General features: G+C 73.7%; 19 protein-coding genes. 9 read left to right on the forward strand and 10 right to left on the reverse strand.

Going from position 1 to position 16,305, the window contains the following annotated elements; translation table 11 throughout:
* Nucleotides 1-15 precede the first annotated feature (15 nt).
* Nucleotides 16-222 (reverse strand): DUF397 domain-containing protein, encoded by a 207-nt coding sequence (locus tag FHX73_RS40950; protein ID WP_145911154.1) that lies wholly within the window; start codon nt 220-222, stop codon nt 16-18.
* Nucleotides 223-395: 173 nt separating this feature from the next.
* Between FHX73_RS40950 and FHX73_RS40955 the strand changes: the two genes are divergently transcribed.
* The 3 genes from FHX73_RS40955 to FHX73_RS40965 all read left to right on the forward strand — a co-directional run bounded on the left by FHX73_RS40955 (nt 396) and on the right by FHX73_RS40965 (nt 3,064).
* A complete protein-coding gene (locus FHX73_RS40955) occupies nt 396-803 on the forward strand; it encodes a nuclear transport factor 2 family protein (protein WP_145911155.1) in 408 nt (135 codons plus the stop codon).
* A 224-nt stretch (nt 804-1,027) separates the two neighbouring features.
* The gene (locus FHX73_RS40960) at nt 1,028-2,107 is read left to right on the forward strand and encodes a type 2 periplasmic-binding domain-containing protein (protein ID WP_145911156.1); all 1,080 of its coding nucleotides are present in this window, start codon (nt 1,028-1,030) and stop codon (nt 2,105-2,107) included.
* A 60-nt stretch (nt 2,108-2,167) separates the two neighbouring features.
* Nucleotides 2,168-3,064, forward strand: a complete 897-nt coding sequence (locus FHX73_RS40965; protein ID WP_145911157.1) for a nucleotide exchange factor GrpE — start codon at nt 2,168-2,170, stop codon at nt 3,062-3,064.
* 11 nt (nt 3,065-3,075) lie between these two features.
* Here the strand turns inward: FHX73_RS40965 and FHX73_RS40970 are convergent, their stop codons facing one another.
* A complete protein-coding gene (locus tag FHX73_RS40970) occupies nt 3,076-4,260 on the reverse strand; it encodes a serine hydrolase domain-containing protein (protein WP_425461482.1) in 1,185 nt (394 codons plus the stop codon).
* 161 nt (nt 4,261-4,421) lie between these two features.
* On the opposite strand from FHX73_RS40970, the gene FHX73_RS40975 reads away from it, so the two are divergent.
* The gene (locus tag FHX73_RS40975) at nt 4,422-5,390 is read left to right on the forward strand and encodes a hypothetical protein (RefSeq protein ID WP_145911159.1); all 969 of its coding nucleotides are present in this window, start codon (nt 4,422-4,424) and stop codon (nt 5,388-5,390) included.
* A 43-nt stretch (nt 5,391-5,433) separates the two neighbouring features.
* On the opposite strand, the gene FHX73_RS40980 is transcribed toward FHX73_RS40975, so the two are convergent.
* A complete protein-coding gene (locus FHX73_RS40980; protein ID WP_145911160.1) occupies nt 5,434-5,925 on the reverse strand; it encodes a hemerythrin domain-containing protein in 492 nt (163 codons plus the stop codon).
* 222 nt (nt 5,926-6,147) lie between these two features.
* Between FHX73_RS40980 and FHX73_RS40985 the strand changes: the two genes are divergently transcribed.
* Nucleotides 6,148-6,684: a YcxB family protein gene (locus FHX73_RS40985; protein ID WP_145911161.1), complete on the forward strand. Its 537-nt coding sequence runs from the start codon at nt 6,148-6,150 to the stop codon at nt 6,682-6,684.
* Nucleotides 6,685-6,715: 31 nt separating this feature from the next.
* Here FHX73_RS40985 and FHX73_RS40990 read toward each other — a convergent pair whose 3' ends face one another.
* The 3 genes from FHX73_RS40990 to FHX73_RS41000 all read right to left on the reverse strand — a co-directional run bounded on the left by FHX73_RS40990 (nt 6,716) and on the right by FHX73_RS41000 (nt 9,365).
* Entirely contained in the window at nt 6,716-7,426 is a 711-nt protein-coding gene (locus FHX73_RS40990; protein ID WP_170305309.1) for a LysE family translocator, read from the reverse strand.
* Nucleotides 7,427-7,470: 44 nt separating this feature from the next.
* Entirely contained in the window at nt 7,471-8,268 is a 798-nt protein-coding gene (locus FHX73_RS40995) for a VOC family protein (RefSeq protein WP_145911162.1), read from the reverse strand.
* 101 nt (nt 8,269-8,369) lie between these two features.
* Nucleotides 8,370-9,365 carry a S41 family peptidase gene (locus tag FHX73_RS41000; RefSeq protein ID WP_145911163.1) on the reverse strand — a complete coding sequence of 332 codons (996 nt, stop codon included), beginning with the start codon at nt 9,363-9,365 and terminating at the stop codon, nt 8,370-8,372.
* A 117-nt stretch (nt 9,366-9,482) separates the two neighbouring features.
* On the opposite strand from FHX73_RS41000, the gene FHX73_RS41005 reads away from it, so the two are divergent.
* Nucleotides 9,483-9,929, forward strand: a complete 447-nt coding sequence (locus tag FHX73_RS41005; RefSeq protein ID WP_145911164.1) for a cytidine deaminase — start codon at nt 9,483-9,485, stop codon at nt 9,927-9,929.
* 43 nt (nt 9,930-9,972) lie between these two features.
* On the opposite strand, the gene FHX73_RS41010 is transcribed toward FHX73_RS41005, so the two are convergent.
* On the reverse strand, nt 9,973-10,572 hold the full coding sequence (locus FHX73_RS41010; RefSeq protein WP_145911165.1) for a GrpB family protein: 600 nt from the start codon (nt 10,570-10,572) through the stop codon (nt 9,973-9,975).
* A gap of 81 nt (nt 10,573-10,653) precedes the next feature.
* On the opposite strand from FHX73_RS41010, the gene FHX73_RS41015 reads away from it, so the two are divergent.
* Nucleotides 10,654-11,472 carry a methyltransferase domain-containing protein gene (locus FHX73_RS41015; protein ID WP_145911166.1) on the forward strand — a complete coding sequence of 273 codons (819 nt, stop codon included), beginning with the start codon at nt 10,654-10,656 and terminating at the stop codon, nt 11,470-11,472.
* Between the two features lie 18 nt (nt 11,473-11,490).
* Here the strand turns inward: FHX73_RS41015 and FHX73_RS41020 are convergent, their stop codons facing one another.
* The 3 genes from FHX73_RS41020 to FHX73_RS41030 all read right to left on the reverse strand — a co-directional run bounded on the left by FHX73_RS41020 (nt 11,491) and on the right by FHX73_RS41030 (nt 13,899).
* Nucleotides 11,491-12,648, reverse strand: coding sequence for an RNA polymerase sigma factor (locus FHX73_RS41020; RefSeq protein WP_145911356.1), 1,158 nt, complete (start codon nt 12,646-12,648; stop codon nt 11,491-11,493).
* Nucleotides 12,645-13,052 carry a YciI family protein gene (locus FHX73_RS41025; protein ID WP_145911167.1) on the reverse strand — a complete coding sequence of 136 codons (408 nt, stop codon included), beginning with the start codon at nt 13,050-13,052 and terminating at the stop codon, nt 12,645-12,647. Before FHX73_RS41025 ends, FHX73_RS41020 begins: the two co-directional genes overlap by 4 nt.
* A 151-nt stretch (nt 13,053-13,203) precedes the next feature.
* Complete coding sequence (locus FHX73_RS41030) at nt 13,204-13,899, reverse strand: MarR family transcriptional regulator (RefSeq protein ID WP_145911168.1); 696 nt, start codon at nt 13,897-13,899, stop codon at nt 13,204-13,206.
* Between the two features lie 202 nt (nt 13,900-14,101).
* Between FHX73_RS41030 and FHX73_RS41035 the strand changes: the two genes are divergently transcribed.
* Complete coding sequence (locus FHX73_RS41035; protein ID WP_145911169.1) at nt 14,102-15,292, forward strand: cytochrome P450; 1,191 nt, start codon at nt 14,102-14,104, stop codon at nt 15,290-15,292.
* 111 nt (nt 15,293-15,403) lie between these two features.
* Nucleotides 15,404-16,213 (forward strand): hypothetical protein, encoded by an 810-nt coding sequence (locus tag FHX73_RS41040; RefSeq protein ID WP_145911170.1) that lies wholly within the window; start codon nt 15,404-15,406, stop codon nt 16,211-16,213.
* Nucleotides 16,214-16,305: the final 92 nt, after the last annotated feature.

A 16,305-nucleotide genomic window follows, 5' to 3' on the forward strand; every position in this document is an offset into this window, starting at 1 on the left:
GGGCAAGCGGGTCCGTCAGACCCCGCCGAAGCTCCCCGTGCGGACGGTGGCCACGAAAGCCGCGAACGCGTCGGCGGAGAAGACGAGCGCGCCCCCATAGGGGTCCTTCGAGTCTCGCACGGGGACCACTCCGGGGACGCCGTCAGCGACCTCGATGCAGTTGCCGCCGCCGCCCGAGTGCGTGCTCTTGCGCCAGTTGGTGCCGGTCAGATCAGGAAGCATGTTCAATGTCCTCTCCTAGCTTGCGAATCGTGGCCGGTAACGCGGTTGGTGACAGTGCCGAGGGCTGAAGGGCATCGTAGTTGGCGGTTCCTGACGCAGGGTCAAGTGTGAGCCTTGTGACTGACACAATCAGCGCAACACGCATCGCTCCTGACCCAGGTAAGAGGTCTGCCATGACGCTTTCAGCTTCAGACCGGCTCGCCATTGCCGAGCTGATCTCGCTGCACGGGCACCTGTTCGACGATGGCGAGTTGGACAGGCTCGACGAGTTGTTCACCGCCGATGTCGTCTACGACCTCTCGGACTTCGGGCAGCAGCAGCCCCTGCGCGGGGTGGCGGCGGTTCGAGCGGCCGCGCTTGCGATGGGCGAGGCGAATCCGGTCGGTCATCACGTCACGAACATCGTCCTCACGCCGGTCGCGGACAGCGAGGTGCGGGCCAGGTCGAAGGGGATCGGTGTCAAGGCGGACGGGACGACTGGGAGCGTGACCTATGAGGACACCGTCGTGCGGGGTGAGCAGGGGTGGCGGATCAGTTGTCGCAGGGTGCTCGCTCGACGGGTGCCGCTGGGTGGTAGGTGAGGTTCTCGCCCCGTCCCGTGCCATGGCGGCCAGGTGATCCGGTCGTCTCCGGCCAGCGAGCGGCGGAAGAACAGCGGGCGACCGGCTCGGCGTTGCCGCCGCTCTGAGCAGGGTAGGGCCGGGGGACTGGCAACCCGCCGACCGGGCCGCGGACTTGGCTCAACCAGCCCGAGCGGCCACGATCGGCGGCGCAGCCAACTCCCTCTCCCCGCAGGAGGATTCCCATGCGCAACCGAGCGCTCCCGGCCCTGTTCGCCACCGCCGCGCTGGTCCTCGGTACGGCCGCCGCCGCTCAGGCCGATCCGCCGCCGCCCCCGCCGCAGCCCGAGGTCGTCGGGGTGGGCACCGAGGCGGACCAGACGTTGTTCAACCAGCTCTCCGCCGACTACAACGCCTCGTTGGCGGCCGCCGGGGACACCACCTCGGCCCGGTTCTACAGTTGGGACCAGACCGGGGCGAGCCCGATCGTCCCGAAGCCCGGCGGCAGCACCATCGTCCGGCCCGACAACGGGCGCACGGGGCTCGCCGCGCTCAACGACAACACCAGCAGCACCCTCGACTTCGACCGCAGTGTGATGCAGCCGCTGCTCACCGACCCGACCAGCGACGACTTCGTGGCGCTGGCCGTGGACGCGGTCAGCTGGGCCGCACCGGCCGGTGGCAACGCGCCCGCCAACCTCAGCAGCGCGGACCTGTTCGGGATCTACGACTGCGCCATCACCAACTGGAACCAGATCACCGACATCGCCGGCTACAGCGGGCCCAACGCGAGGATCGTCCCGGTCGCGCCGCAGTTCGCGGCCGGCGATCCGAACGGCCTCGACACGTACTTCCAGTCCGACACCGCCACCGTCTTCAACGGGGCGGTCGTCACCACCACCGGCAGCAATCGGCAGCCCAGGCTTGGCGGGTGTGTTGTCGACGGGCCGGCTGACAACGAGGGCACGGACCCGGTGTTCAGCAACCCGAACACCCTGGTTCCCTACTCGGCCGGACGGTACGCCGGCCAGCTCAACGGTCACGCCACCACGGCCGACTCCCCGGGGAAGCTGACGATCCGCAGCATCGACGGCGTCTCGCCGGTGGAGTACGGCGCCCTGAATCCGGACTTCACCGCCACCAACTACGGCTACCTGCTGGAGGACGTGGTGCGCGACGCCGAGTGGAACGGCAGCGCCGACCTGCAGAACATCCTCGGACCGATGGGCTGGGTCTGCAACTCCGCAACGGCACAAGCCGACTTGGCGAGCGAGGGCTTCCAGGTGCTCCCCGCCGGTGCCTGCGGCTCGGTCGTCCACAGCTGACTCGTCCACAGCCGAGTCCACCCAGTCGGACGCCAACGAACGACCCAGTAGGATTCCGGTATGGCATACGGCGCGGATGCGCGGGAACTGTACGAGGCCCTCACCTGGCACGAGGGCCCGGACCCGTACGCGACGGTTGTGGGGCCGTGGCTCGACCGGGCGCGGGGCGGGTACCGCCGTTGGCTGGCCGGGGCGGCCGAGGACAGCTCGTGGTGGGCGGAGGGGGCGACCGGGCCCGAGCCCGGCGGGCAGGAACTCCTCTGGGAGCTCTACGCGTTGAGCCGGGTCAGTGATCAGCTGTTGCTCGGGTTCGACGCGTCCGGCCCCACGCCGTCACCGCACGCCTACCTCGACCTGTTCGCCTGCCTCGGCATGACACCGTTCGACTCTGGTGGCGCCTTCGACCCGTTCCTGCACGAGATCGTCGAGGTCGAGCAGACCCCTGACCCGTACGCGCCGATCGAGGCCGTCGAGGTGCTGCGGCCCGGTCTGATGCTGGGTCAGTTGCTGTTCGCCCGGGCCGGTGTGCGGATCCGGGCGGGGGCCGAGCACGCGCAGTGCGGCGTCGCGGACCGCTCGCCGCTGTACTGGACCTTTCGGCGCGCCAACCGGCCGACGGTCGACCTGTCCCAGGGCTGGGGCAGCAACTCCCAGTGGCGCACCGACTTCCGCCTCGACTACCGGACCCCGGCCGGCGACCGGCTCAACGTGGCGGGAGACCGCCCGATCGACGGCAACCCCGAGCTGCACCCCGACCACCCGGCCAACCTCGGCCCCGAGGAGCGCCTCCTGACGCCTGGTGAGCGGCGTGAACTGCTCCGCCACCGCTGCCTCCTGCGCGCGCCCGAGGCTGCCGAGGCACTGGCCGGATCACCTGGCTGGGAACGGGAGTTGATGCCCTTCGACTGGCGCCTCCGACGCCTCCCGGACGCCGAGACCGACCCGTCCGGGTCCTGATGCAGTGCCCGTCACGGCTGGTCGCCCAGCAAGGCGCAGACGAAGTCCTCCTCGACGGAGCGCAGTTGGTCCAGCAGCTCCGGGTCGGTCGCCTGCCGCACCTGCTTGGTGACGGAGACGGTGAGGCTGCGCCCGCCGTCGGGGGTGCCCGCGCCGAGCTGGGTGTAGCCGGAGGTGTTGCCGGTGTGCCCGTAGACCACGCCGCAGCGCGTGGTGTACTCGAAGATCGCCAGCCCGGCGCGGTTGGCGCCCGGGCCGGCCGGTTCGGAGTCACCCGGCACGAAGCTGCGCTGCTGACGGCGGGTCGCGTCGCTGATCAGCGGGCCGCCCGCGTAGGCGGCCATGAACGCGCCGAAGTCGCCGGGGGTGGAGACCATGCCGCCCGAGGCCCAGGCTCCCGAGGCGCCGAACTGGGTGCTGACGTCCTCGGCCGGTTCGTCCAGCGGGACGTCGTAGCCGTGCAGGTAGGGGCTGGGCAGCCGGTAGCCGCCGGGCAGACTGGTCCCGGTCAGGCCCAGCGGCCGGTAGACCTGACGGGCCAGCAGCGCCTCGTAGCGCTGCCCGGTCACCGCCTCCGCCATCAGGGCGACGGCGATGTTGTCGGAGTTGGAGTACCGGTACTGGGAGCCGGGGGTGAACCCGAGGTCCTTGTCGGCGACGAAGTCGAGCAGGTGCCGGGGGTCGAACACGTGGTGCGGATCCGCGCGCAGCAGGTTGCCGAAGGCCGGTGCCGAGCTGTAGTCCGGCAGGCCGCTGGTGTGGTTGAGCAGCTGACGCAGCGTCACCGCGCCCCAGGCGGCGGGCAGCGCGGGCAGGCGCTCGGCGAGGGTGTCGTCGAGCCCGAGCAAGCCGCAGTCGACCAGGCGGAGAGCGACGGCGCCGCTGAACGCCTTCGACGCACTGGCCAGGCGCATGTGGTCGGTGGCGCGGGGCGCCCGGTCGGTGCCCAGCTCGGCCACCCCGGCCCGGTACACCCGCACCCGGTCGCCCTCGCGCAGCACCGCGATCGCGCCGGGCGGGCCGCCCGGGCGGTCCACCAGCGCCTGCAGCCGGGCCTGGAGCGCCTGGTCCCCGCCGTCCCGGGGCTGCGCGGCGGTGGGCCCGGCCGGCACCAGCGCCAGCGCGGCGGCGAGCAGCGCGGTGACCGCGCGGCCGCCGTGGCGGGAGAGCGACGGGCGGCGGGAGCACAGGGACACGGCGGGCCTCCGAACGGCGACTCGGCGACGGAACGCCCGCCGCCTGGCCGGAGGGATCACCCGCCGGCGGTCCGGGGAAACGGCCGGGCGCCCGCTGTGACCCGCCTAGCCGAGCGGAAATGAGGAGCGCTGATGTGACGTCAGGCCGTAGCCTCACCGCCATGGTCCGTACCACACCGCCCCGCCCGGTCGACATCACCGCGCACTTCCCGGAGCTCGCCCCGCTGGCCCGCACCGCCGTGCGGCTGCACCCGCGCGCCGGGAACCCGACCGCCGCGCAGAGCTCGATCGGCGGCCCGCTGCTCTGGCCGGCCGCCGAGCCGTGGCCGGTCTGCCCGGCGCACGCCGGGCCCAGCCACCTCGGCATCACGCCCGAGAACGCCCGGTTGAAGAGGCGGCTCCTGGAACGGCAAGCCCGCGGCGGTGCGGACGTGAGCGCCGAGCTGCGGCGGATCCCGTACCGGGAGGAGGTGGCCCAGGACGGGCCGCTGCCGATGCTGCCCGTGGTCCAGCTCTACGCGGCGGACGTGCCCGACCTGCCGCGCCCGGACGGCGCCGACCTGCTCCAGGTGCTCTGGTGCCCCTTCACCGACCACGCCGAGGGCGTGCTGCCCCGGACGGTGCTGCGCTGGCGGGTGGCGGCCGAGGTGCGCGACCCGCTGGCCGCCGCGCCGCGGCCCTCGGTGATCGGCAACGACCACTACCTGCCCGAACCGTGCGACCTGCACCCGGAGCCCATCGTCGAGTACCCGCACCGCGACGAACTGCCGGGCGAGCTCTGGGCGCGGATCGAGGCCTGGGAGGCCCGGGAGGGGATGGACTACTTCGACGACCTCAGCATCACCATGGGCTGCAAGGTCGCCGGGCACGTCCCGTGGAGCTTCATCGCTCCGAAGCGGGTCGTCTGTGCCGAGTGCGGATCACCGGTCCGCCCCTTGCTGACCCTCTACGACGCGGAGTGGGACAACGAGGTCCCGAGCTGGCGGCCGATCGAGGAGTCCGACGCCGAACTCCCGGACGCCATCGATCCTGCCAGCGCCACCTGGCTGTACATCAACCGCGGCTACGACCTGCAGCTGTACACCTGCGCGGCCTCCTGGGACCACCCGCACGTCCAACTGATGCAGTGAGGCGGACGGCGGACGGCGGGCGGCGACCAGCGGAAGCCCGACGTCAGGCCGGGTCGAAACGGAGGACCGCGCCGGACCAACCGGTGTCCGGCAGCCCGTGGTCCAGCGCCTCGCCGAGGGCCCGCTCCTCGTAGGCGAAGTGGGACTCCATGATCGCCGCCAGCCCGTCGAGCTCCCGGCCGATCGCCGCCAGCGCCTGGGCGGGCGAGCCGGCGGCCCGGTCGGCGAGGCGGCCCACCCTGGTCAGGATGTCGGTGATCAGCGCGTGGTCCTCGACGAGTTTCGCGATCGTGGGCGCGAGGTCCGGGCGTTCGTGCAGCAGTTGGGCGAACAGGCCGCCGTCCTCGCCCTGGTGGTGCGCCGTCAGCGCGGCGCAGAAGGCCAGGCAGTGGGTGAGGAGCGTGTCGTCGCCCGACCGGGGCCGTTCCCGGCCGAGGTCCGAGCGGATCCCGCCGATCCGGCGGCGCAGTTCCTGATGGGCTCGGGCGAGTTGGAGGCTCAAGGCGGCCGTACGGTCGCCGTCCTGGGAGGCCACGGAGGGCGGTCCCTTCGGTTCCGCACCTCCATGCCTGACGCAGTCCGTCACCGGCACGCGATGCTGGCGGTATCCGATCACGCGGCGGGGCGGCCGGGCAAGCCCGGGCCCTTCACGCCCGGTTCAGGTCACGGCGCCGGCCGACGATCGGTCACTTGTTTGCCTCGGATGGCGGATCGCCGCCATGATGTGCCGCCGGTACCGAGCGAGGAGCACACGAGCATGGACATCCAGGTCAGCTACCAGGCGACCACCGAGGAGATCGTCGCCGTCGTCGCGGCGAACGCCGCCACCCGGCCGGGGCTGCGGTGGGGCATCGTCGGTCTCTGGGCGGTGCTGGCGGTGGTCTGCGCGGCCGCGGGCAGCCTCTGGTTCGCGGTGGCGGCGTTCTTCTTCGGGTTCGTGCAGGTGCTGAACATCACCGCCACCGGCAAGCGGATGGGCGCGAAGGTCGCCCCGCGCTACGTGGGGGCGACGACCGCCAGGCTCACCGACGAGGTCCTCCAGCTGAACTCCCCGGTGCAGACCCGCGAGATCCCGTGGTCCGCCGTCAGCAAGGTGACGCACACGCCGATGGCGTGGTCGGTGCTGTCGCAGAAGCTGGGCAGCACGCCGCAGTCGGCGATCGTGCTCAAGGCGGCCTTCAGTGCGGAGCAGCGCGCCGAGGTCGACGCGTTCCTGGCGGCCCTGCCCAAGGTCGCGCACAAGGGCCGGGCCGAGGGCCTGCCTACGGGCGCGACCAAGACGCCGGTCGGCTGACACCGGCCCACGGGCCCACCGGCCGACAGGGTCAGCCCCGGGCGGCCAGGGTGGCCCCCAGCCCGACCAGGGCCACCCCCGCCACGCCCGACATCCCGCGCTGGACGTCGCGGCGCAGCAGGACGCGCTGCACCGAGCCGAGCACGGCGACGACCAGGATGTACCAGAGCAGCGCGAGCGACCAGAAGAGCCCGGCCAGCAGCAGGTGCTGGGAGAGCTGCGACATGCCGGGCAGCTGGAACTGCGGGAAGAGCGAGAGGTAGAAGGCGGCCACCTTCGGGTTGAGCAGGTTGCTCATCAGGCCCTGGCGGAAGTTCCCCCGCCGGTCCACCGCCGTGAGCGCGGGAGCCGGGTGTGCAGGCCGCACGGCCCCGTCCGAGACCACGGCCCCTTCCGCCGCCACGGCCCCGTCCGCGACCACGGCCCCGTCCGAGACCACGGCGCCCTCCCGGCCCCGCCGGACGAAGTCGACCAGGGAGCGGACGCCCAGGTAGGCGAGGTACACCGCGCCGGCGATCCGGACCGCCGTGTAGAGGACCTCGGAGCCGGTCAGCAGGGCGGTCAGCCCGGCCACGGCGGCGGCCGCCAGCACGGCGTTGCCGAGCATGATGCCCATCGCGGTGGCGCTGGCGCCGGGACGGCCGCCGCGCGCCGCGTTGCGGAGCAGGAGGATCAGGTCCGGCCCCGGGACGACGATGATCAGGAGCGAGGTCAGGCTGAAGGCGAGGAGCTGTGCGGTCACCGGGCAATGATCGCACCATGCGCTGATCGCACCGCGCGGTGCGGCTACGAGTCCGCCAGGGTCGGCCGCTCGCCCTCGGCCGCGGCCGGGTCGATCACCGAGAACGGCGCGCCCTGCGGGTCGACCACCGAGGCGAAGCGGCCGAACGGGCTGGTCATCGGGCCGAACACGACCTGACCGCCGAGCTCGGTGACCTTGGCCACGGCGGCGTCGCAGTCCGCCACGATGAAGTGCACGTTGATGAACGGCGGCACCTCGGCCGGGACCTGCGGGGTCATGCCCATCGAGCCGAGCACCTGCTCGTCGCCGAGGCTGTAGACGCTGTAGTCGACGTTCTCGTCCAGCATCCGCTGCACCCGGTACGGGAAGACCCGGGGGAAGAAGGAGTTGGCCGCGGCGGTGTCGCGGGTGAAGACCTCGGCCCAGCCGTAGGTGCCGGTCACGTCGCGCAGTTCGAACCCCTCGTGCTCGCCGGCCTGCCAGACGCCGAAGACCACGCCCGCCGGGTCCTGGGCGAGCGCCATCGAGCCGAGCGGGCCGACCGGCATCGGCTCCAGCAGCACCGTGCCGCCGGCCGCGCGGACCTTCTCGGCGGTGGCGGTCACGTCCGGTGAGGCGAAGTAGAGCGTCCAGGCGGAGGGGCCCTGCTGCTGGCCGGGCATCGGCGGGACGAGCGCGCCGACCGCCTTGCCGTCCTTGAGGGCCTGGGTGTAGCCGCCGTACTCGGGCGCGCCCTCGGCGAAGGTCCAGCCGAGCACCTCGGCGTAGAACTGCTTGGCGGCCGGCAGGTCGGCGAACGTCGCGTCCGCCCAGCACGGGGTGCCTTCGGGTCGTGCGGCCATGGTGGGGACTCCTCGCGCCGGGGTGCGGACCAGCTGTCACGCTAGCCCGCACCCGCGGCGCTCACCGGGCGGCGCGCCCGGTGCGACGGTGTGACTCCGCGTCAGATCGGCTCGCCGTCGCGGGCGGGCTCGGCGGCGCCGGCGAGCAGGCGGCGGGCCTCGGCGGCCGACGGGGTGTCGGTGTCCCGGGCGGCGACCGCCGCCAGGGCGGCGCGGTGGGCGACGTCGAGGGCGTCGGCCGGGTCGGTCTCGATGTCGGGGGTGATGCCGACGCCCTCCCAGTTGGTGCCGGAGACCGGGTTGATCGACCGCGAGACCGGGATGGTGGCCTCCAGCTGCGGGTGCAGAGTGAAGCCCTGGCGCGGGTTGGCGCCGCCGCCGCTGCGCTCGCCGACCACCACCGCCCGGCCCTGCTGCTGGAGGTCGTAGGCGAGTGCCTCGCCGCCGGAGAAGGTGGCCGCGCTGATCAGCACGTAGAGCGGCTTCTCGCCGCCGAAGCGCGGACCGGGCACGTGCGCCGGGCTCCACAGCTGGCGGTACGAGCCGTCCTCGCGGTCGTACAGGGTGGTCAGGTGGGTGGGCTCGTCCAGCAGGTAGGCGCTCACGTGGGCGACCGCCTCCGGGTGGCCGCCGACGCACTCGCGCAGGTCCAGGATCAGCGCCTCGGCCGGGGCGACCAGGTTGAAGCCGGCGGTCAGCGGCTCGGCGCCCACCAGGCCCAGCGGGAAGACGATCGGCGCGAGCTTCAGCCGGGCCACCCCGCCGCCGAGCCGCTCGACCAGCGGGACGCCGCCGAGCGAGAGGTCGGCCTCCCGGTGCAGCTCGGCCAGGACCGCGCCGTTCTCGGTGGCCGGCACCTCCTCGTGGTGGAACTTGAGCCGCAGGTGGCGGTCCTGGCTGACCGACTGGAGGTCCTCGGTGACCAGGCGGCCCAGGGTCTGCGGATCGGCGGCCCCGTCGTAGCGGCCCTCGGCGAGCCGGTCCGCGAGCAGGTCGGCCAGCTTGCCGCCGACCTCGGGGAAGACGTAGAGCTCGCGGGTGAGGCGGGCGGTCTCGGTGACGATGCCGGCGATCTCGGCGGGCTGGAGCGGCGTCATGAAGGGTCGGTCTCCCCGTGCTGTGATGATCATGCGGTGCGGGGGAGAGAGTAGGGCACGCGGCGGCCCCCGGAACAGAGGTGCGCAGCTGACGGGCCCGCGGCTACTGTTCGGCGCATGGCCGTTGATCAACAGCTGGTGGAGGCCGCGACGGCGCTGGCACGCACCCGTTCCGACGGGCAGGACTGGTCCGGCGCGGCGGCCCTGCGCCTGGACGACGGCACGGTGCTCACCAGCATCGCGCCGCACTTCCCGAACAACGCCGTGCAGTTGTGCCACGAGACCGGCGCGATCTGCGAGGCCTTCAAGCTCGGGCGCCGGGTGGTGGCCTCGGTCTGCGTGACCGCCGCCGACGGCGACCGCGGGTACTGGGTGCTGGCCCCCTGCGGGGTCTGCCAGGAGCGCCTGCTCGCCCACGGTCCGGACGTGGAGGTGGGCGTGCCGGTGCCCGCCGACCCGCGCCGCTGGCGGACCCTGCGCCTGCGGGACCTGCAACCGCACTGGTTCGCCCGGGTGTTCCCCGAGGACCCGTGGCCCTTCGAGGAGTCGGAGCTCGCGGGCTGAGACCCGGCGCGGCGCCCCTGACCCGGGGTCAGCAGACGCAGCGTCAGGGGCGCTCCGCGTGCGGCGCCCACCCGGTGGCGTCGGCCCACTCCTCGGCGACGGTGACCACCAGGTCCACCACGGGATCCTTGACGTCGGAGTAGACGTCGATATCGCCGACGGCGCCCGCCAGTTCGCGCTTGAACCGGGCGTAGGCGGGCACCGCCTGCGGGTGCGCGCGGAACCAGTCGCGGAACAGCAGGGCGAGCCGCTCGTTCGGCGAGCCGGCGAGGCGCACGTGCAGGTTGCAGTCCGGGCCGGCGTGGCCGCGCCTGCGCCACAGGCGCTTCACCCAGTCCGCGGGGTCCGAGTCGAGGCCCGCCGGCACGTGGTCGCGCCGGTGCGGGGTGAGCTCGAAGCCCAGCTCGGCCAGCACCGGGTCGAAGGCGCGCTCGGCCTCGGCCAGGTCGGCGACGGTCAGTTGCAGGTCGAGCACGGGCTTCGCGGCCATCCCGGGGATCGCGGTGCTGCCGATGTGCTCGGCGTGCAGCGGCGACGGGTTCAGCGCCGAGCGCAGCTCCCCGGCGAGGGCCAGGCCCCGCCGCCGCCAGTCGGGGTCGTGGTCGAGCACCACGAGGGGAGTGGGAGTCGTGTCGGTGGTCATTCGGGCGAGTCTAACCGGGACAACCGCCAGGTCCGGCGCGGCCGCTGACCTGCTCTCAGGCGCCTCCCTATAGTGGGCGGCATGACCGACCCGCGCCCCACCTCGGCCTTCCACGCGGCCAACGCCGACCCGGCGGTCACCGGGCGGCTGGTCGCCGCGCTGGACTCGCAGGCCGCCAACGCCGGTGTGCGGCGGCTGCGCGAGTGGGCGCACGCGCGGCTGGCGGCGCGCCCCGGCGAGCGGGCGCTGGACGTCGGCGCCGGCACCGGCTCGGAGACCCAAGTGCTCGCCGCGGCCGTCGCCCCGGGTGGCAGCGCGCTCGGGATCGAACCGAACGCCGGGCTGCGGGAGGTCGCCGAGCGGCGCGCCGCGGAGGCGGGCAGCTCGGCCGGGTTCCGCGACGGCGACGCCCTCGCGCTGCCGCTGGGCGACGGCGAGGCGGACCTCGTCCGGTGCGAGCGGGTGCTCCAGCACCTGACCGATCCGGCCCGGGCCGTCGCCGAGATCGCCCGGGTGCTGCGCCCGGGCGGCCGGGTGGCGCTGCTGGACACCGACTGGCACACGCTGCTCCTGCACCCGGTCGAGCCGGCGGTCGGCGCCGCGCTGGCCACCGTCACCCGGGCCACCGCCGCCACCCCGGACGCGGGCCGCCGCCTGACGCAGTGGCTCACCGGCGCGGGCCTGACCGTCGACCAGGCCGGCGCCGACGTGCTGCTGCACGACCCGCGCGCGGTCACCTGGCCGATCGTCAAGGGCCTCGGCCAGGCCGCCGTCGCGCGGGACCTGATCACCGAGGAGCAGCGCGACCGGCTCTACGCCGACCTCGCGGCCGCCGCCGAGCAGGGCGCCTTCCACCTGTCGGTGACCATGTTCGCCGTGGTCGCGCACCGCCCTGAGTGAGGCTGCGGGCCGGTCCGGTCAGCCCCGCAGCAGGGTGTTGAGGCGCGCGGCCTGCCGGGTCAGGTGCTCGCGTTCAGCCAGGTTGGCGGCCCGCAGCGCCGCCTCGGCGTAGAGCCGGGCGGCGGTCGGCAGGTCGCCGTCGCGCTCGTGCAGGTGGGCCGCGACGGCGGTGCGGCGCGGCAGCGCCTCGTCCAGCTCGGCGAGCGCCGCGAGTCCCGCCCGGGGGCCGTCCGCCTCGCCGACGGCGACCGCCCGGTTCAGCCGGACCACCGGACTGTCCGTCAGCCGGGTGAGCTCGTCGTACCACTCGACGATCTGCACCCAGTCCGTCTCCTCGGTGCTGGGCGCGTCGGCGTGCAGCGCCGCGATGGCGGCCTGGGCCTGGAACTCGCCGAGCCGGTCCCGGGCCAGCGCCGCCTGGAGGATCCCGATGCCCTCGGCGATCGCCGCCGTGTCCCAGCGGCGGCGGTCCTGCTCGGCGAGCGGCACCAGGCTGCCGTCCGGCGCGGTCCGGGAGGCGCGCCGGGCGTGGTGCAGCAGCATCAGGGCGAGCAGCCCCGACACCTCCGGGTGGTCGATCGCCGCCGCCAGCCGCCGGGTCAGCCGGATCGCCTCGGCGGCCAGGTCGAGCTCGCCCGAGTAGCCCTCGTTGAAGACCAGGTAGAGCACCCGCAGCACGGTGGCGACGTCGCCCGGCCGGTCGAGGCGCGCGCCGGAGACGGTCCGCTTGGCCCGGCTGATCCGCTGGGCCATCGTCGCCTCCGGCACCAGGTAGGCCTCGGCGATCTGGCGGGTGGTCAGCCCGCCGACCGCGCGCAGCGTCAGCGCCACCGCCGAAGCGGGCGTCAGCGACGGGTGGGCGCACAGGAAGTAGAGCCAGAGCGAGTCGTCGGTGGCGGCGGCCGGGCCGGGCGCGGGCTCCTCCTCCACCCGGTCCTCGCGGCGGCGCCGGGCGGCGTCCGCCCGGGTCGCGTCGAGGAACTTGCGCCAGGCCACGGTGATCAGCCAGCCCTTCGGATCCCGCGGGGGATCCTCGGGCCAGCTGCGGACCGCCTCGACGAGCGCGTCCTGGACGGCGTCCTCGGCCGCCGCGAAGTCGGCTCCGCGGCGGACCAGGACGGCGAGCACTCCCGGGGTGAGGCTGCGCAGCAGCGTCTCGTCGAGCACCGGTGTCAGTCCGTGATGGTGGGCGGCGCGGCGAGGAAGGGGCGCAGCTCGATCCACTCGTGGATCGGCTTGCCGCCGGCCCCGGGCGCGGCCGACAGCTCACCGGCCAGCTCGACGGCCCGCTCGTGGCTGTCGACGTCGATCACCATCCAGCCGGCGATCAGGTCCTTGGTCTCGGCGAACGGGCCGTCGGTGACCGGCGGGCGCCCCTCGCCGTCGAACTGGACCCAGCTCCCCTCGGGGGCGAGCGCCTGGGCGTCCACGAACTCGCCGGTCTGCTCCAGCCGGGCCGCGAACTCCTGCATGTAGCGGATGTGCGCGGTGACCTCCTCCGGCGTCCACCGGTCCATCGGCTCGCAGTTCACCGGAGCCGGCGCGCCGCGGTAGTGCTTCAGCAGCAGGTACTTGGCCATGGGGATCTCTCCTCGGTACTGGTGCGGCCCATTGTGGTCGCTCTCGGCCCTGGGACGGAGCCGGGCACGCCTTCTCGACATCGCGGGCCGACTTTTCCGGAAAGATTTTCCGAGGGTGTTCCGGGGGAGCCCGGCAGGGTGGTCCCGGGGGTCAGCCGAGCAGCGGCCGACGGCGGTCGGCCGAGGCCGTCAGGTCCTCGGCGACCTGGGCCAGGAACGCCCCGCACCTGGCCAGCCGCCGTCCCACGGGCGTGCCGGGGCCGACGGAGCGGGCGGCCGACAGCGCGGCCTCGGCCGTTTCGAGCGTCTGGCGGGCGCTGACCACCACGGAGTGGTACCAGGCCTGGTCGTCGATCAGGTAGACGTCGCGGCGCCGCCGCGGGTCGCGCTCGCGCCGGACGTAGCCGAACTCGACCAGGGAGTTGACGGCCGCCGAGACGGAGGCCGGGCTGACCCGGAGCCGCTCGGTCAGTTCGGCGGCGGTGCGCCGGCCGTCCTCGGCGAACATCAGGTCGAGGTGCACCCGCGCCGTCATCCTCGGCATGCCGGAGCGGACCGCCAGTTCGACGATCTCCCGCACCAGGTCGCCGTGGTCGGTCGGGGCGGCCGGATCAGCCGGGGTGCCCGCGCGGGGCGGCACCGGCGGGTGGCGGCGGGCCCGCCGGACCGTCGCCCGGTGCGCCTGCTCGGGCCGGTAGCCGCCGGCGCCACCGTTGCGCGCGACCTCGCGGCTGACCGTCGAGGTCGGGCGGTCGAGCCGTCTGGCGATCTCGGCGAAGGAGAGCCGGTCGGTGAGTCCGGCGGCGATCTGCTGGCGTTCCTGCTGGGTCAACCGTCCTGGGGGCATGGCGCCAGTATTGCCTTCACCTACAGTCCAACGCAACGCACCGTTGCGTTCGGCGGCAGTGTCAATGCATCAGATTCCGTCAGCTGAGCATGGGTTATGGATCCCGGTCGGTTGACCACGCCTCGAACGCAACGTAGCTTTCAGGAGATGCCGAAATCTGGACCGGCACGACACGAGGACTGGAAGAGGACGGGAAACGGCCATGGACGAGCCCCTGCACAGCGTCATGACGATGCCGACGGAACGCCGGCCCGGCTGCCCCTTCGACCCGCCGGCCGAGCTGGTCGACGCCCGCCGGCGCGCCCCGATCACCCGCCTCACCCACATCGGCGGCCGCCCCGGCTGGCTGATCACCGGCTACGAGCTGGTCCGCTCGGTGCTCGCCGACCCGCGGTTCAGCTCGCGCAAGGAGCTCATCAACCTGGGCGACTTCGAGGTTCCGCCGCCGCCGCCCGGCGAGTTCTTGCTGACGGACGACCCGCAGCACGGGCGCTACCGCAAGCCGCTGGTGGGCAAGTTCACCGCGCGGCGGATGCGCCAGCTCACCGCGCGGGTCGAGCAGGTCACCGCCGACTGCCTGGACGCGATGGCGCAGGCCGGCCCGTCCGTCGACCTGGTGACCGCGTTCGCCAAGCCCATCCCCGTGATGATCATCTGCGAGCTGCTCGGGGTGCCCTACCAGGACCGGGACTCCTTCCAGGAGCAGATCGACACCTTCATGAACGGCGAGCCGGACGAGGCGGAGCTGGTCGCGGCCTACACGGCGACCCAGGAGTACCTCGCGGGGCTGGTCGCCGCCAAGCGCGCCCACCCGACCGACGACGTGCTCAGCGACCTGCTCGACGGCGACCTGACCGACGAGGAACTCCAGGGCGTGGCCCTGGTCCTGCTGGCCGCGGGGTTCGACACCACCGCGAACATGCTGTCGCTGGGCACCTTCGCCCTGCTGCGCAACCCCGCACAGCTGGCCGCGCTGCGGGCCGACCCCGGGCTCACCGACGGGGCCGTGGAGGAGCTGCTGCGGTACCTGACCGTGGCCAAGAGCTTCATGCGCACGGCGCTGGTGGACGCCGAGGTGGGCGGACAGCTCGTCAAGGCCGGTACCACGGTGGTGCTCTCCTACAACACCGCCAACCGCGACCCCGAGCGCTTCACCGACCCGCACGTGCTCGACCTCGCCCGCCAGGAGGGCGGACACCTGGCCTTCGGGCACGGCGTCCACCAGTGCCTCGGGGCGCAGCTGGCCCGGATCGAGATGCGGGTCGCGCTCCCCGCACTGTTCGACCGCTTCCCCACGCTGCGCCTCGCGGTGCCGGCTGAGGAGGTCCGGCTGCGCCCGGAGATCGCGGACATCTACGGGGTGAAGAGCCTCCCGGTCACCTGGGACGAGTGACCGCGCGCGGCCTGCTGGAGAGCTTGGCGCAACCGTTGTGCGAGCGAGGCCGGACGGAGGCCGGCCGCGCGCACCATGGTGGACGCGACCGGCGGACGGGGGAGGCCAACTGTGCGGTGGCGAGGGCGGCGGCGGACCTGGCTCGGGCTGCTGGCGACGGCGGCGGTGCCGGCGGCGGTGTTGGCGACGGCGCTCGCCCTGCTGGCGCGCCCGGCGTTCGTCCCGCCCGCTCCGCCGGACGTCAAGGCCGTGGCGGACGGGCCGGCGGGCCGCGCCGCCGACCGGTGGGCCACCGCCCAGGCCGACGACCAACTCGCCCGGCTGCGGGCCGGGACGCCCTGGGCGCAGTGGTTCGGCACCTCCACCTACGACCTGTGCGACACCGAAGTCGTCGACGGGCTGACCGGCCGGGGCGAGGAGTGGACGCCGGTCGACTGCACCCGGACGGTGATCGCCTACCTCGGGTTCGACGCTGACATCCAGCAGTGCCTGGACCAGCTCGACCGGACCATGACCGCCATGGGCTGGCCCGAGGGCCCGCAGAGCGGGCTGCTGGCCAACTACCGTGCCGCGCAGCAGTCGCAGCAGCGGACGCCGCTGGACGACCAGATGTCCTACCGCAGCCGGAACCACCCCACGGCCACCGCCGACCTCGTGGTCCAGCAGGGACCGGCCCTCCCCGGCCTGCCGGGCCGGCCCCCGGAGGAGGCCGGCGAACACCAGCGGCCCGCCTCGCTCCCGCCCACGGACGGGCCCGAGCAGCGCGTGGTCGTCCTCGACTGGCAGACCGCGCCGGCGGCCACCCCGGCCCAGGCCCGTCCCCACCGCTACACGGCGCTCTTCGCGGTCACCACCAGGTACTACCCGCCGGCGCCCGGCCCCGCCCCCGCGCCCTCCCCGCCGGTCTCGACGGTGTACTGATGCTGTAACAGGAACGCGTAAGTCCGCCCCCACGGGATCCCCGCGGTCGGTGTCCTGCACTACGGTCACGGTGTCGTACGAACGGCCAGGCA

The sequence above is a fragment of the Kitasatospora viridis genome, assembly GCF_007829815.1.
Lineage (GTDB): Bacteria > Actinomycetota > Actinomycetes > Streptomycetales > Streptomycetaceae > Kitasatospora > Kitasatospora viridis.